At 45.6% G+C, this 15,392-nt stretch carries 13 protein-coding genes; all 13 read right to left on the bottom strand.

The window, feature by feature from the left end; genetic code table 11:
• Positions 1–126: 126 nt before the first annotated feature.
• Positions 127–2,052, bottom strand: a complete 1,926-nt coding sequence (locus tag BK120_RS20320; protein WP_076269319.1) for an ABC transporter ATP-binding protein — start codon at positions 2,050–2,052, stop codon at positions 127–129.
• A 188-nt stretch (positions 2,053–2,240) separates the two neighbouring features.
• Positions 2,241–3,302 (bottom strand): adenosine deaminase, encoded by a 1,062-nt coding sequence (gene add, locus BK120_RS20315; RefSeq protein ID WP_256710958.1) that lies wholly within the window; start codon positions 3,300–3,302, stop codon positions 2,241–2,243.
• Positions 3,303–3,369: 67 nt separating this feature from the next.
• Complete coding sequence (uraH, locus tag BK120_RS20310; RefSeq protein WP_076269318.1) at positions 3,370–3,747, bottom strand: hydroxyisourate hydrolase; 378 nt, start codon at positions 3,745–3,747, stop codon at positions 3,370–3,372.
• Positions 3,748–3,753: 6 nt separating this feature from the next.
• Positions 3,754–4,704 (bottom strand): factor-independent urate hydroxylase, encoded by a 951-nt coding sequence (gene pucL, locus BK120_RS20305; protein ID WP_076269317.1) that lies wholly within the window; start codon positions 4,702–4,704, stop codon positions 3,754–3,756.
• 17 nt (positions 4,705–4,721) lie between these two features.
• On the bottom strand, positions 4,722–5,264 hold the full coding sequence (uraD, locus tag BK120_RS20300; protein ID WP_256710957.1) for a 2-oxo-4-hydroxy-4-carboxy-5-ureidoimidazoline decarboxylase: 543 nt from the start codon (positions 5,262–5,264) through the stop codon (positions 4,722–4,724).
• Complete coding sequence (locus tag BK120_RS20295; protein WP_076269316.1) at positions 5,261–5,761, bottom strand: (2Fe-2S)-binding protein; 501 nt, start codon at positions 5,759–5,761, stop codon at positions 5,261–5,263. Before BK120_RS20295 ends, uraD begins: the two co-directional genes overlap by 4 nt.
• A 6-nt stretch (positions 5,762–5,767) precedes the next feature.
• A complete protein-coding gene (pucD, locus tag BK120_RS20290; RefSeq protein ID WP_076269315.1) occupies positions 5,768–8,044 on the bottom strand; it encodes a xanthine dehydrogenase subunit D in 2,277 nt (758 codons plus the stop codon).
• Between the two features lie 24 nt (positions 8,045–8,068).
• The gene (locus BK120_RS20285) at positions 8,069–8,995 is read right to left on the bottom strand and encodes an FAD binding domain-containing protein (protein WP_076269314.1); all 927 of its coding nucleotides are present in this window, start codon (positions 8,993–8,995) and stop codon (positions 8,069–8,071) included.
• A gap of 122 nt (positions 8,996–9,117) precedes the next feature.
• The gene (locus BK120_RS20280; RefSeq protein ID WP_179089838.1) at positions 9,118–9,747 is read right to left on the bottom strand and encodes a nucleotidyltransferase family protein; all 630 of its coding nucleotides are present in this window, start codon (positions 9,745–9,747) and stop codon (positions 9,118–9,120) included.
• Positions 9,656–10,762, bottom strand: a complete 1,107-nt coding sequence (locus BK120_RS20275; RefSeq protein WP_076269312.1) for an XdhC family protein — start codon at positions 10,760–10,762, stop codon at positions 9,656–9,658. The genes BK120_RS20280 and BK120_RS20275 overlap by 92 nt, the downstream gene beginning before the upstream one ends.
• Positions 10,763–10,836: 74 nt before the next feature.
• Entirely contained in the window at positions 10,837–12,162 is a 1,326-nt protein-coding gene (locus BK120_RS20270) for a 5'-deoxyadenosine deaminase (protein WP_076269311.1), read from the bottom strand.
• 339 nt (positions 12,163–12,501) lie between these two features.
• The gene (locus BK120_RS20265; RefSeq protein WP_076269310.1) at positions 12,502–13,446 is read right to left on the bottom strand and encodes a serine hydrolase domain-containing protein; all 945 of its coding nucleotides are present in this window, start codon (positions 13,444–13,446) and stop codon (positions 12,502–12,504) included.
• Between the two features lie 17 nt (positions 13,447–13,463).
• A complete protein-coding gene (locus BK120_RS20260; RefSeq protein WP_076269309.1) occupies positions 13,464–14,867 on the bottom strand; it encodes an MDR family MFS transporter in 1,404 nt (467 codons plus the stop codon).
• Between the last annotated feature and the right edge of the window lie 525 nt (positions 14,868–15,392).

The raw sequence follows: 15,392 nt of genomic DNA, 5'->3' as shown, positions 1-15,392 counted from the left end.
CAGGCTGCTCTAAGCCAATTGCTTTCAAACCTCGAATGAGTACAATAAATGCCTCGTAACAAAAAAGGCTGTCCCTCAAGGTCAATGTAGATCTAGACCTTGAAGGACAGCCTCTTCTTATGTTCTTTATTGCGCCAGTCCTGTCATCTCTTCAGGCTTCATTGCTTTCAATTGCTGTTCATACAATTTGCGATAAAGCCCGCCTTCCCGAAGCAGCGTGCGATGGCTTCCTCTTTGTACAATTTCTCCATCATCGATAACCAATATCTGATTGGCGCGAACAACAGTAGCTAAACGATGCGCAATGACAAATGTTGTCCTTCCGACCATGAGGCGTTCAAGCGCTTCTGTCACCATAGCTTCCGATTCGGAATCAAGAGCAGATGTCGCTTCGTCCAAAATTAATATTTTGGGATCCTTCAAAATCGCTCTCGCAATGGCCAGCCTTTGCTTTTGTCCGCCCGACAATCGCATGCCTCGTTCGCCAATGACAGCTTCATAACCGTCCTTAAACGCGATAATGAAATCATGGGCATTTGCTGCTTTGGCAGCTGCGACAACCTCGTCATCCGTAGCATCGGGTCGACCATAAACCAGATTATCCCTGATCGTGCCCGAGAAAAGAATGTTTTCCTGTAAAACCAATGCAATATGCTTTCGCAAATCATCCAGATTGTATTCACGCACATCGACGCCGTCAATAAACACCGTACCCTCTACAGGCTCATAAAATCGCGGAATAAGGTTGATTAACGTCGATTTGCCTGCGCCGCTTGGCCCCACAAGCGCAATCACTTCGCCGGAGCGCGCTTCAAACGTAATGTCCTTTATTCCTTGTCTTTCTTCAATCGTAACTTCCGGCGGGAATGGATGTACATTCGTTGGTTTCCAATAAAACCGTTTAGTCGCCTTCTCACGTTCGATGATATCCGTGTCTTCAGTACCGTTAACGGTTTGTGCTGGTATTATATTTCGTGTCTTATAGTTATAGGTAACATTAACGAAAACGACATGCCCCTCACACGTTGGCATAGGAAGCGCATCCTCTGACTCCTTAATCGAAGGTTTCTCATCCAGCATTTCAAACACTCGTTCAATATTTGTAATCGAGTTTTGAATGGTGACATTAACATCTGCGAATCGCTGTATCGGTCCATAAAGATTGCCCAGCAGCAATTGAAAAGCGATGATTTCACCTGCTGTCATCTTACCTGCAAGTACTAAGCTGCCTCCGCCGAGCCAAATGATAATGCCGCCGATATGGGCAAACGATTCACTAAGCCTGCCAAGCACATTTGAGAATAAATGAGCGTACACCGTATGGTTATAATGCTGCTTTGTCTGCTTGCCAAACCGGGCCCGCTCCTGTCTTTCACCGTTGAATGCTTGCACGATCCGTATTCCCGCCATACGCTCGACAAGAGTGCCTGATATACGCTCCATCTGCCGATGAACGGAACGCCATGCAAGCCGAATATGCACATTCATGTTCGTAAATGACAAGTAATAAAAAGGCAAAATAATAAGTGAAAGCGATGCTAAGTACACATTCATCCGAAATAACAGAAACCCCGCAAAAAGCACCATAAACAAATCGAGAACAAGGTTAATGATGCCCCCGCCAATCAAGTTTTGAGCCCCTCCGATGTCATGAATGACTCTAGAGGATATTCCTCCCACTTGCCTTTGATCATAGAAGCTGACAGGCATCTTTTGCAGATGATGATACAGCTGCTCGCGAAGATCCTTCATCATTCGATTGCCAAGCATCGCCGAGAAATAATTTCTTAAAAAGCTGACAATAACACCAAAAAATAAAATAATAGCCATGATGCCTACAATTTGATAAAGCCCCCAGTTCCCTTTGCCTGCAAGTACATCGTCGAGCAAAATTTGCGTGTAGATGGGTGTTGATAGAGGTGCAACGAATTGAACCATACCTAACAAAATGATAAGTCCTATCGACCACCAGTAAGGTTTTGCCCATAGTAAATATCGTTTAACTGGACTAATGTGAATCCCTCCCGAAACACAATTAATAACTTTTTCCATCTTAGTTCATGATGTAAGGGATTACAAAGCCCAAGGTGCACAGGATATAGCAGAAAATGGTTGCGATTGGGAGTAATGTCTATCTGTCAATGCTCAGATGAAACATTTTCAATAAATTCAAGGATTTAGGAGCAAAAACAAAGGCTCCACGTCAATATCCGACGTGAAGCCTTTTACCTTATATTTTGTTAAACCTTAAATCCTTTTGCTGCCCATTCATTTTCCAGCTTAGCAATCAATAATTGTTTCTCTGCTTCCTCTAAGAAAGCAGCCTTTGCGCCGTTTAGCACGATTTTGGCGATATCATTCATCGTTAAGCCGCAATGCTCAGCCAGCTGCTCATATTCCTTCTGAATCGTCGTATTCGAAACCGTTCGGTTGTCCGTATTTACTGTAACAATGATCCCATCCTCCAAATAACGGCGGATCGGATACGCGTCCCAGCTTGGAACAGCTTTTGTCTGGATGTTGCTGAGCGGGCACATCTCCAAAGGTATTTGTCGTTCCCTCACGAGAGCAACGACCTCCGGGTCTTCCTGCATCCGAATGCCGTGGCCGATACGTACAGCACCTAAGCCCGTGATAGCGACTCGGACGTTTTCCGCACCTGCCGCTTCTCCCGCGTGGATCGTAATCGGCAGCCCCAGCTGCTGTGCCTCTTCAAAGAGCTGAAGGAACAGCTTGGCGGGAAATCCTGCCTCGTCACCAGCCAAATCGACGGCAACGACACCTTTATTATAAAATCGTGCTGCTTCTTCAACAACGTCCTTATTGAGCGCATAGGAATGATGCCTCATACAAATAATGATTGCTCTAGCTACCGTGCCAAATGCTTGCTCACCGCGCTTTAAGCCAATTATCACATGCTGGATGACATCCTGAATGGTTAAGCCTTGTGTGCGATGCAGCTGAGGAGCAAAGCGAACCTCAATATAGCTTACCTTATCGATTGCAGCCTGCTCAACAAGCTCATAAGCAACTCTCTCTAACGCTGATCCCGTTTGCAAGTACGGCAAGACAAAACCAAACTTGTCCAAATACTCCTTTAAGCTCTCGCAAGTTTCTCCAACCTGCATATGAGACAGAAGCTCCGTTTCCGAGTCTATTTGTAAAGGATTTCCTTGCTCGATAGCGAGCTCTCTAATGGTCTCCGGCTTTACACTCCCATCCAAATGCACATGCAAATCAACCTTAGGCAGCTGCGACAATAACGTTGTCATAGCTGCAGTTTTTTCATTCATTAACGCCATCGTCAAATCCCCTTTCGGTATATTCATACACTATCCTGATAGTTTGTATACATAAGCGCAAAATGGGCTAGCTTCCACGATAGGTGCTGTAGCCGCCAGGAGCAACTAATAATGGAACGTGATAATGCGAGTTTTTATCGCGAATGCGGAACCTAATCGGAATTTCATCAAATATGCTCTCTTCTATCGCTGACAAATGTTCCGATCGCCGAAAAAATTCTCCTGCTGCAAAAACGATCTCATAGGTTCCGCACTGAATATTTTCACCCAGAAGCAATGGCTCATCAACGCGTCCATCTTCATTGGTCTTATAAGAACCAATGAGCCTAGGCTGCTTTGCGGCTTCCGCACTCTCCTCACCCAAATACCATAGCTCTATGGTTATGCCAACAACCGGTTTGCCTCCAGCAAGATCAAGAACATGCGTCGTAACTTTTCCGTTCACTCCGGATCACTCCCCCTCAATCAGGTCAGCTCTTGTAAGAGTGAATCCTTGGAAGCCATAAGGCGGACGTGGTTCAGTAAACACGCCTGCTGCTGCGGAATGCTCAGGCTCCATTACCGTTTCCCATGTCCGATTGTTCGACTCGAATCGAACCTCAGACAGCTGCGGGAAGGTTGTAAGAATGCTTTTTCCAATTTGATAGATTAAATACTGAATGGAAGGTGAGTTTGCAAGATGGAATAACGTGTGGGCTAAATCATGAATCTGCTCGGATGGAACATAATTTCCGCGCCGACTGTCCAATGCATCCTCTGCATGCTCATAAGTCCAAAAGATATGAAGGAAAATAAATAAAGGACGATCATAGCTTTCAGGCAACGTTGTATATTCATCGCGAACAAATCCATAAAATGAGCTGCCCCTCACCTTAATTAGCTGAATATGGGACAATGCACTTTCATGTTCAGCGAGTTGCAAGCTATTAGCTGTCCGTATCCATTTTTGCGAAGCGCTCGCATGCTCGTTGTGCGATCTTCGAAACACAAGCTGGCTATCGTTCCAGCTGCTGCCTTCGGCAATCGTGACGGAATTAAAAGGCAGCCGATCCGCACGAATCTCAATCGCATCGATATGCGAATAACGCTCCATAAATCGCTCGCTTATGAAAGCTAGCAGTCCCTCTGTTGTACTTCCTTCATAATGAGCGGTTTGCCGTAATATAAAATTTTTCATCGAGTCAGTAGCTACGACCTGCGCATTGTCACCCTCCGTAAAGGAGGTAAGCAGCACCTCGCTGCTCACGGAGAAGGTGATGTTATGAGCAAAAATAATATTAGGATCACCCGTATACGTTGATTGAGGGATCGATTTAACAGAAAGCGGTATTGCGTATGTCCGGTAGCTCAGCACATCGCCTTTGCCATAATATAATGTTCGTCCGCTGCGTAATTTTAGCATAATGATCGTTCCTTTCTCTACTCCATGATGAGATCTCTTAAACGAAATCCGGAAATTTTCTCAATTTCTCGCAATGCTTGCTCTATTTCTTCAGCAGCAGAATGCCATAATCTAGCTTCCATCGCTGCGAGTATATCCTCTTTCTTTTTTCCTCTTACTGCGAAAATAAAGGGAAACCCAAATGATTTTACATACGTTTGATTTAATCCGAGGAAGAGCTCGTATTCATCTGTCGTCAATTGATCCAAACCAGCACCTTGCTGCTCTATTGCGGAATACTCGGCAACCGAAAGCCTTGTTCCAAGGTCGGGATGGGCGCGGAACAAATCGATAATCGTCTCTACTCTCGATTCCCGCACAACGTTCATCATCGCGTCATGAAGCGCTTCGACCGAAGCAAACGGACGTGCTGCACTTGCCGATGCTGCCACCCAAGGCGAATGCTCAAATATCGTTCCCAGCCAAGCAATGAACTGCTCGCGTGTACATGCATTGATTTGATCCATATTTATTCTCAATTCCAGTACCCCTCGTGAATCGATCTCATGCCTATCTCTCATATCGCTTGACGCCTCCCTTCAATGGCTCGTTTCACAGCTCTCCATATTCCGCCATATCCAGTACAGCGACACGAATTACCTGACAAGGCTTCTGCAATTTCATCGTCTGACGGCTCTGGCTGGTGGTCGAGCAGCGATTTAACGGAAACGATCATTCCTGGTGTGCAATAACCGCATTGAAAGCCACCTTCCTCTAGAAAGGCTTGCCCAATCGGGTCGATCCCCTCTGACGAAATACCTTCTATCGTCGTAATCCGCTTGCTGGTGCATTGATAAGCCATCGTTAAACAAGAATTGACCGCCTGGCCATCAATCAGTACCATACAGGCACCACACCTGCCGATATCACATGATCGCTTCGTCCCCGTAAGCGCCAAGTCATCACGCAATATGGTCAGCAATCTGGTGGAAGCTGCCGTTTCAATCTTAAGCTCCTGTTCATTAATGAAGCATTCGAGTGCAAACGGTGTTTGAACTTTTGCAGTATGATCGCTCATCTCCGTTCACCCCTTCATAAGAAAAAATGGCTTTTCTTGCAAAAAAGCAGGGTCTATCGGCAGTTTAGTCACCCATTTCCCGCAAGCTTGCCTTATAGCAGCTGCGATAGCAGGTGCTAGAGTAACCGATCCGACCTCGCCAATACCGCGTGGCCCATAATCATCCCCCTCAGGCAAATGCTCAATGGCTTCCACTTCTACTAACCCTTTTTGGTCGAAGATCGTCGGAACAAGATACGTATCCAAATTTCGCGTAACATATTGTCCTTTTTCCATAATCGCATCTTCCATAAGTGTAAAACCAAGAGCCATACTGCTGCCTCCTTCGATTTGACCGAGGAAGCCTTGTGGATTTATGACAGGTCCAGCCGCTACCGCATGATACTGCTGCAGCACCTTGACTCGCCCTGTCAGCGTATTAATCTCAACCTTTACAACTACGGCCGAATAGGTATACATAAAATGTGCGCCTACACGTTCTGTAGGTGAGGTTGGAAATGAAAAAGAAGTTTCACAGCGAATAGAGGAATCGCAAGCTTCAGCAAGCTCTTGGTAGGTAAGCAGCAGTGCGTTGCTCGACGTCTCTCTTATGCCGCCTTCACCCAGTTGCAGCTCCTGAGCTGGCTGTCCTAACACTGCTTCAGCTCGTTTTAGCAACTGCTCTGTAAATGGCTGTTTTAACTTTTGAAGTGATTTCCACATCATTGCTGTTGCACGTGAAGCCGTAGTTGAACCGCTGTTTGGCACAACATCGGTATCGCCGATAATGATCCGCAAATCATCTGCTCCTAACTTGAACTGTTCGATGAGCATCTGCTCCAGCGATGCAATGAGACCTTGCCCAAACTCCTCATAACCGAATACGGCTTCAATCTTCCCGTCTTTCGCAAGCTCTAAGCGACCGCCTGCAGGGTCAGGAATACCAACTCCAAGTCCTGCGCCATGCATCGTAAAAGCTGCTCCGATGCCCGTTTTCACCCAAGGTTCTGCGCCATCTTTGCTTCGTGACTTATTTTGCAGCTTCTCCTGCATCAATGGGCTGTTTGTGATGGCATTCCATACTCGCTCGGCACCTTCCGTCACCACGATCGGTTGATCAAATGGCCCGAGATCTTCCATTTGGCGCATATTTAATAGGCGAAATGTCCAAGGGTCAATGCCAACCTGCTCAGCCAGTCGATCCAATTGCCCCTCAAGTGCGAAGATAGCTTGATTGCCACCAAAACCTCGGAATTCACCCGACATGCCGTTGTTCGTAAATACCGATACGCCTTCAACGTCCAAATGCTCGTATTTATAAGGGCCAATAACATGCTCTACAGCAAAATTAAGCACCTCGGCTCCAAGCGTTGAATAGGGGCCCGTATCAGAAATAAGTCTGACTTGGTGAGCAATTAATTTCCCTGCAGAGTCAGTGCCCGTTTTCATCGTAATTTTCATCGGATGCCGCTTTAAGCCAGCACGAACCGATTCCTGCCTCGAATTATGCATCTTGACTGGTTTTCCTGTATAAGTGGCGAGCAGCGCCCCGTAAGGCTGTACATTCAACTCGTCCTTCCCGCCAAACGAGCCTCCAATGGGGCTGGATACGATCCGAATATCCTCTTGTGGTACAGCTAAAATTCGTGATAATTGCATACGATCCATAAAGCCGTGCTGCGTTGGTGAATATACCGTTAACCGATGATTCGCCTCCGGCACGAACAGGCCGCCTTCCGTTTCCATATACGTGTGCATTTGGCGCGGCGTGTAATAGGTTTCCTCTACGATATAAGCACATTGCTCGAATCCAGCCTCAGCGTTCCCTCTATGAAAGGATGCCCGGTGCAACGCATTGCCTTTTGGATGAAGCAGAGGTGCGTCATCCCGCAGCGCGTGCTCCGGATCGTCCACTACCTGCAAAACCTCATATTCAACTTCGATAAGTGCAATTGCTCTTTGTGCAATGGCAAGGGATTCAGCAGCTACTGTCGCTATTGCATCACCCACATATCTCACCCGCTCCTCGCATAAAACAGGCTGGTCAGGATGTGCAATGCCAAAAGCATTTAAACCAGGGACATCTTCAAAGGTAAGCACGGCGTGGACACCGGTTAGTTGCTTGGCTTTATCTGTATGAATGGACAGAATACGCGCATGAGGATATTCACTTCGCAGAACAAGGCCATAAAGCATATGCTCTCTTGTCATATCGGTTAGATAAACAAGACTGCCTGTAACTTTACCTGGACCATCAGGACGGATTCGCCATCTACCTCCGCTGCTTGTGCGGTTTAAGAGCATACGCTCACTCCTTCCTGTCATTCCTCAATCTCTAGCTGCCTTCCAAAGCTCCGCTGCGATGACGTTAGCTGCTGTAATCTTCCGATACGACGATGATGCGAATAAATCTTCCCTAGGTTCGTACTCTTGCAAAATACAATCATAGGCTTGTTGAAGAAGCTGATGATCCACAGCCGCTCCTACGATTTCTGCTTCTAATCGTTCTAGCCTTTGCGGAAGCGTTTGTCCTCCTCCAAGCGCGATTCTTAGTTCCATGAGCACGCCAGCGGACGAAATCGCGCCTAAAATGGCTGCAGTTACAATAGACGGAGTAAATGCTTCACGACGTCCTACTTTATGGTAAGCGCCAAAATGCTTGATTTTCGAAATGGTATTTTCCTCTTCATCCCCACACGCCGTGTTCTCTTCCTTAAATCGTGTGAAAGGCAGGATGATGCTGAGGAGCAATCGCTCACATCCTTGTGCCGGATCGTTTGCTAGAAGCAAATAGCTGGATAAAGGAGCGCGCTGCTCTATTGCACCGTTGTACCAAATCACTTCAGCATCATAGGCAAGGAGAGCGGGAATAGCGTCACCAACTAAGGAGGAAACATTACCGCCAATCGTTGCTAAATGCCGGATGGACGGCGCTGCTATTGCGCGTACAGCATCGGTGACTAATGGGAAATTTCGCTGCAGGAATGCATTCGTCCGACAAGCCTGCAAAGTCACTTGGCCGCCAATAATGACACCTGATTCGCCGATTTTAACTTCGTTTAATCCACGAATCGTACTCAAATTGATCAAATGTTTCGGGATAGCGGAAACACCAGATTCCCACTGCGTTCGAAGCAAGGTTCCACCTGAAATATATAATCCATCAAACCCATAGCTTTGTTTAAGCAGCCAAGCCTCTGCGGCCGTCTGAGGATGCCATACAAGAGGAGATGACATGATCTCCTGAGCATTCATGTTCACATTACTCCCCCGATCTGTTTGCATCTAAATAAGTGCGTACCCCTGCTCCAAACAAGGTCATTGCAAGCCTGCGTACCATTTGTTTGGCCCGAAGTAATCTGCTAAAAAAGGTATCTCTAGCACTCTTTAGACAAACCCAAATATCGTTTTTTAGCTAAAGCAAAATCAGCTGGCGTATCTACGTCAAATAATGTCTCACGATCTAACGCCAGCAGCCCATAGCCTTGAAAATCAGTTGATCCGAACAGCTTACGAGCTCCAGCATCGCCCTTTAATTGGAATAAAGAATCGAACATGGAGCGGGATAATATCGCCGGAGGCATTAGAACAATTTTCCCTTCATTCGCTTCATGCACAGCGGTTGCGACAAAATCCAGCTCCGGACGCTCACTCCAACAGCGGGTAAGCCTATTAATCATTCCGGAAGTAATAAAGGGTTGATCAGCGAGTACAACCACAACTGCATCAAGCGCAGCTCCCTCTCTCAGAAGCGCTTCAAGGCCGCAGCGGATTGAATAGGACATTCCCTTCTGCGCATCCGCACATTCAATCATAGTGACGCCGCTTGACTGAAAATGATGAGCAGCACTCACAGCACGATCCTCTGCCCCGATCCAGTCATTTGAATCTTCGGGATTAACAACAACCTTTATTTCATGAAGATCGCTGGACAACAGAGCCAGCAGCCCCATCCGTGCCAGCGGCTTGTTCTTCGACAGCTCGAGCGATTGCTTTCGAACTCCCATACGTTTGCTCTGTCCTGCTGCTAAATAAAGGGCTGATATTCGCATGTTTGCTCCCCTCCTGGCGCAGGCTCCCTTTCCTTGCTGCACGTATGGCAATTAATTCAGCCGCAACGCTGACAGCTATTTCATACGGTCCATCTGCATGAATCGAGAGACCTATCGGAGCGTGTACATTGGATGGGATGAGAAAGGTCTCAAACAGCATCCGTATCCGCTTCTTTGAACCAAGAACGCCGATGTAAACAAGCTTTAGAGGCAATGCAAGCCTAATCATCTCCTTATCCTGAGACAAATTATGGCTGCATACGATTAAATAATCATCTGGACGTAGTTGCACCTGCTCCATAATTTGTACGGGAGATCCAATCACACATTCGGCGTGTGGAAACCTTTCCTTCGTACATAACGCCGGCCGCCAATCAGCCGCTATAACACGAAAGCCAATTTGCATCGCTAACGAATAGATAGCTTCCGCGTCTTTTCCTAGCCCGAATAACACCAAACGAGGTCTAGGCGTAATTATGATCGACATTTGATTGGAATTGTTGTTCATTCCATCTTCATAGTCCACCAGTGATTGATCGCCAAGGTTTTCAATAAGAGCGTAGCTGATTTCCTTTTCATCCCAGCTTCGCATTAGCTTAACGGAAATACCGGCATCATTTTTTGCTTTCGCTTCAAGCAAAAGCGTCCGCAATTGTCCTTCCACAGGCTCCAGCAACATGCGAATTTCGCCGCCGCAACCCACACTCTCACCCCATATAACATCCTCTTCAGGCTTCATATTATAATTGACACAAATGAATTGACCGGAATCCCATACCCCCGCCGCCCTTTCCAACAAATCTTGCTCTAAGCAGCCAGGGCTAACCGATCCAATCTGATCACCGCTGAAGCTGAACAACATCGATGCTCCGGTCTTACGATAGGAATGACCCTCAACACATACAATGGTAGCGAGCACACTCGGCTCGTCGCTTGCCTTCAACGATTCCAATACATCATGCATATCCATCCGCTATCCCTCCATTAGCATTAGCGTATTTAACCCTCGCAGCGTAATCATTAGCTTAGCCTTCAACCTATCAGCTACAATCGAGCGATCAATTTTTTGAGTGAGCGATCCGCTTCCTTTAAGACAACTTTTTTATCAACCGTTCTCACAATCTTGTTTTCCATAACCACTTGCCCATCAATAAGAACGGTATCAACATCGCCTCTTGTCGCCGCATAAACAACTCTTGAATACCAATCTGCATCGAATGATGGATACACATGGAAATCCTCCAAATCAAGCAGCTGCAAATCTGCAAGTTTCCCAGTCTCAATACTGCCGATCTCATTTTCTAAGCCAAGCACCTTCGCACCGCCCATCGTCGCCATCCGCAGCACCGTTTTTGCATTCATAATCGTTGGGCCATGCTTCACCTTTTGCATATAAGCGGTTAAGCGCATCTCCTGAAACATATCCAAATTATTGTTGCAAGGCGCGCCATCCGCACCAATGCCAATATCAATCCCTTGCTCAAGAAGATGCGGAATTTCTGCAACGCCTGACGCAAGCTTCATATTAGAGCCCGGGCAATGAGTAATCTTGACTCCCCTCTCCCGTATAATTCTTTTTTCCTCTTCATCTAACCAAATGCTATGTGCCAAAATGAGATTCGGCTTCGCAAGTCCAATATGATCGAGATAGACGACATTTCTCATTCCGCGTTCCGCCTCGACCATTGCAATTTCGCCCTGGTTTTCCGATGCATGCGTGTGCACCATTACGCCATACTTGGCAGACAAGTCACGAACCCCAATAAGCAATTCCTCGGTACATGAAACAACAAAACGCGGGCAAAAGGCGTATTGAATTCTCCCATTTTCGGCACCATGCCATTTTTCGAGAAGATCCACACTGTCCTGCAGCGATTTTTGAGTATTTTCCTGCAGAGCAAGCGGCACCTCCGTACCATGATCCATCATCACTTTTCCAGAGAGAGCTCGAATGCCGCTTTCTTTAATGGCTTGGAAAGCCGATTCTGTATAATGAACCGTCTCCATATCTAGAATTGTCGTTGTACCGCTGCGAATCAGTTCACCAATCCCGAGCATGGCTGAGTAGTAAACTGAATCCTCACTATGAGCAGCCTCAAGCGGCCAAATCTTTTCCTTCAACCATTCAATGAGCGATAAATCATCAGCCCTCCCTCGAAACAGCGTTTGGCATAAATGGATATGCGTTTGTACAAACCCGGGCAGCAGCACTTTGCCACCTGCTTCAATAACACGATCAACATTCTGTGTCTCCAACCGTTCGCCCATTTGGGCAATTCGACTTCCCTCTATTAAGACATCACCTGTGAAAATCTGATTGTCATGGTTCATAGTCATAACTACTGCGTTCCGAATAAGTATAGTTGTCATTCAAAAATCCCCCTCATGCCTCAAGTGCTAGTATGTTAAATTCACCAAATATTCTGCCTTTATTAATTACAGCATCACCGTCATCCTACAAACAGAAAGACAATGCAGTCATTCACTTTCTTTGCGTAAGGTTATCTAACATAATAATGCAGAATTGATCGTTAGGCAATACGTTTCTTTAAATATTTATATGCTTTACTACGAAATATCGTAACTACTTAACATTAATGTTACATGAATATTCCGCCAAATAAATTCAATTCAGCAAAAAGAACAAAAAACCGCTCCAAACACGGAAAAATCGCGTTTGGAGCGGCTTTTGATTTGTTCACATACCGTTTATTGTTTATTTGTTCCTAAACAAGAAGGAATAATATGTTCAAATATAAGTCGTCTTGACCATATGGCCTCATTTCGTTTCGTTATTTGTTTTCGAACGACGATTACAAGCTCATGCTCAGGCGCGATGAGCAAATATTGACCGCCATGGCCAAAAGCAAAATAACAATCGCATTGGCCGTTGTGACTCTCCGGCGAATACCACCAGTGATAGCCATAGCCGCCATAGATCGGCGGTTCATACTGCATCAATCCGCGATGATGGAGCTGAGTCGATTCTGCTATCCATGAAGCTGACAGCAGCTGCTCGTTGTCAAACTGTCCGCTACCTACAAATAAACTGCCTATCTTCGCAAGATCTCTGCCATACAGTTGAAGTCCGGTTCCGCCTTCATTAATACCTGCCCGTTCCATCCATCTCGCACTGCGAAAGCCAAGCGGAGCAAACAAATAATCTTTGGCAAACGAAAGAGCAGGCATCCCAGTTGCTGAAGTCAATATCGCAGACAACAGATGGGATCCACCCGAGTTATAAGCAAAAGCTGTTCCAGGCTCAGAAATCAGCGGCTGATTGAATACAAATTGTATGGGATCTTTCGCTGCTTTCAAGGCTTTATAAGGCTTGTCAAAGTCAGGCCAATCAAACCCAGGCGTCATGGTCAGCAAATGCTTGATGGAGATTTGGCTGAGCGCTTCGCTTATTTCCTGCGGATGGTCCAAATAATTCGTAATGGGCTCGTCCACACTCTTAAGAAAATGTTTATCAATCGCGATTCCAATTAACGCGGATAAGATGCTTTTTGTACAAGAATAGAGCGGACCGATTGAATCCTGTCCGCTCTCATACCATTCGCCAAGCAGCTTTTGTCCTTTAAGCACGATAACAGATTTCATTTTCCATTCGGCTAACAGGTTGTTACTTGCTTCCAAATCTACAGGATTCATCTGTTTAATCGACCTTTCTAAGAAGCATTTCTTTGCTGCTGTTCAGGCTGCTTAATCTTAGGCATGCCAATTGATACAAATACAACAAAAACAGATAATACCGCTACCCATATAAATATCGTATGCAAGCTTCCTGCAAGAACTGTTGCTTCAATTCGATCAGCTTGACCGGTATGAAGCAGCAAACCAAACACAGTAATCCCAATTGTCTGGCCGAGTGTACGAATGAAATTGTTGCTCGCCACAGCAGATCCACGAAGCTCCCAGCCGACAGCTGAAGATACGGCTACCGTTATGGATGTAAGAGAAAGGCCAAACGAAAGTCCTGCCAAAAACGTATAAATGATAAATAATACAATGGATGTAGAAGCTGTCATAAAAGCGAAACCAATGCTGCTGACGAACAAGAAGCAAGAACCCGCGACACTAATAAAACGCAATCCTTTTTTGGCTATCCAGTTTCCTGCTAATATTGAGCCCAGCGGCCATGCTACGGATAGTGGAATCATGGCAAGTCCAGAGTACGTAGCCGGTTTGCCGTAAACGCCTTGAATCCATAAAGGCAAATAAAATATTATGACGACATTGATCACACACAATAAGAAACTGCTAAGATTCGCCATGCTAATAATCGGATTCCGAAATAGCTGGAACGGAATGATCGGTTCTGGAGAACGTTTTTCGATACGAGCAAAAATGACGAAAAATAGTACAGCTACACCGAATAAAACGCTAATCGTTAGTTTTCCGCCGTTTCCACCATCGGCATCGCGAATTAGCGTCATCGCATACAAGAAACTGAACATAGCGATCGTAAAGGTAACGATGCCAGGATAATCGATATGTCTCTTTTTCTTCTCCAATGTCTCCCGCAGTGAAGTGGAGAGCAAATAAATAGCAACGATTCCAAACGGCAAATTCATATAGAAGATTGCCCGCCAGGATATGTAATCGACCAACAGACCGCCAAACAATGGGCCTGAAATACCCGCTATCCCCCATATGCTTGACATCCAGCCCTGCACCTTCGCACGCTGTTCATAGGGATATAAATCTCCAATGATCGTATAAGGTATCGTCGTGAGCGCACCTGCTCCGAGTCCTTGCAAAGCACGAAACATAATAAGCTGATTCATTGATTGCGCTACACCTGAAAGCATGGAGCCGGCAAGAAAGATCAATGCCCCGATAATAAATATTTTCTTTCGACCGTAAAGATCGGATAGCTTGCCGTAAACAGGAGTAGTAATAACGGTTGCAAGCAAATAGATCGAAATGATCCAGCTGTACTGCTGGATTCCTTGAAGTTCTCCCGTAATGCTAGGCATGGCTGTACTTACGATCGTCCCCTCGATAGCAGCAAGAAATGTGGCGACGAATAATGCAATGGTAACTTTTTTCCGTGTCTGATTAGCGTTCATTGTTCATCCTTTCTGTGAATAACATGATAAATAAAAAAATATTCACACGACCTTTCTATTATGGTCGCTGGAAGCATGAAATATCAACGTATTTATTTCAATCAAGACGTTCGCGATAAACGAATCTCCTTCTTTTGCATGCATAATTTAGTACAAACCCGCAATATATATTGTGATCGATCAACTTCAGCTGTACGCCAAAATTCACGATCGCCAAAAAGCTGACATAAAGCCTGTTCAGCTGTTTTATATGAAGCATGTTCTTCTATTAAGATTGTGACGCAAACCGTAAAACATAGCGATTCATATCGCCGTAAAGCATCCACCTTTTTTTGGAAATCCAGCATGAGAATAGTCGCCCCTTCATACACATAAAACCTATTCCCTATTGTAACTGTTCCTGAAAAGCAATTAGTTACGAAATGGTTAAATTTGAATCCTTTCCTCTCACCAATCGTATGTATGGTATCCTTTCGGATTCGGATATGTTAACATGTTTGAAGTGGAATAATAAAAATTCTATTT

The organism is Paenibacillus sp. FSL A5-0031 (genome assembly GCF_001956295.1).
In the GTDB taxonomy this organism is placed as follows: Bacteria; Bacillota; Bacilli; order Paenibacillales; family Paenibacillaceae; genus Pristimantibacillus.
This window is presented reverse-complemented; position numbering and strand designations above follow the sequence as displayed.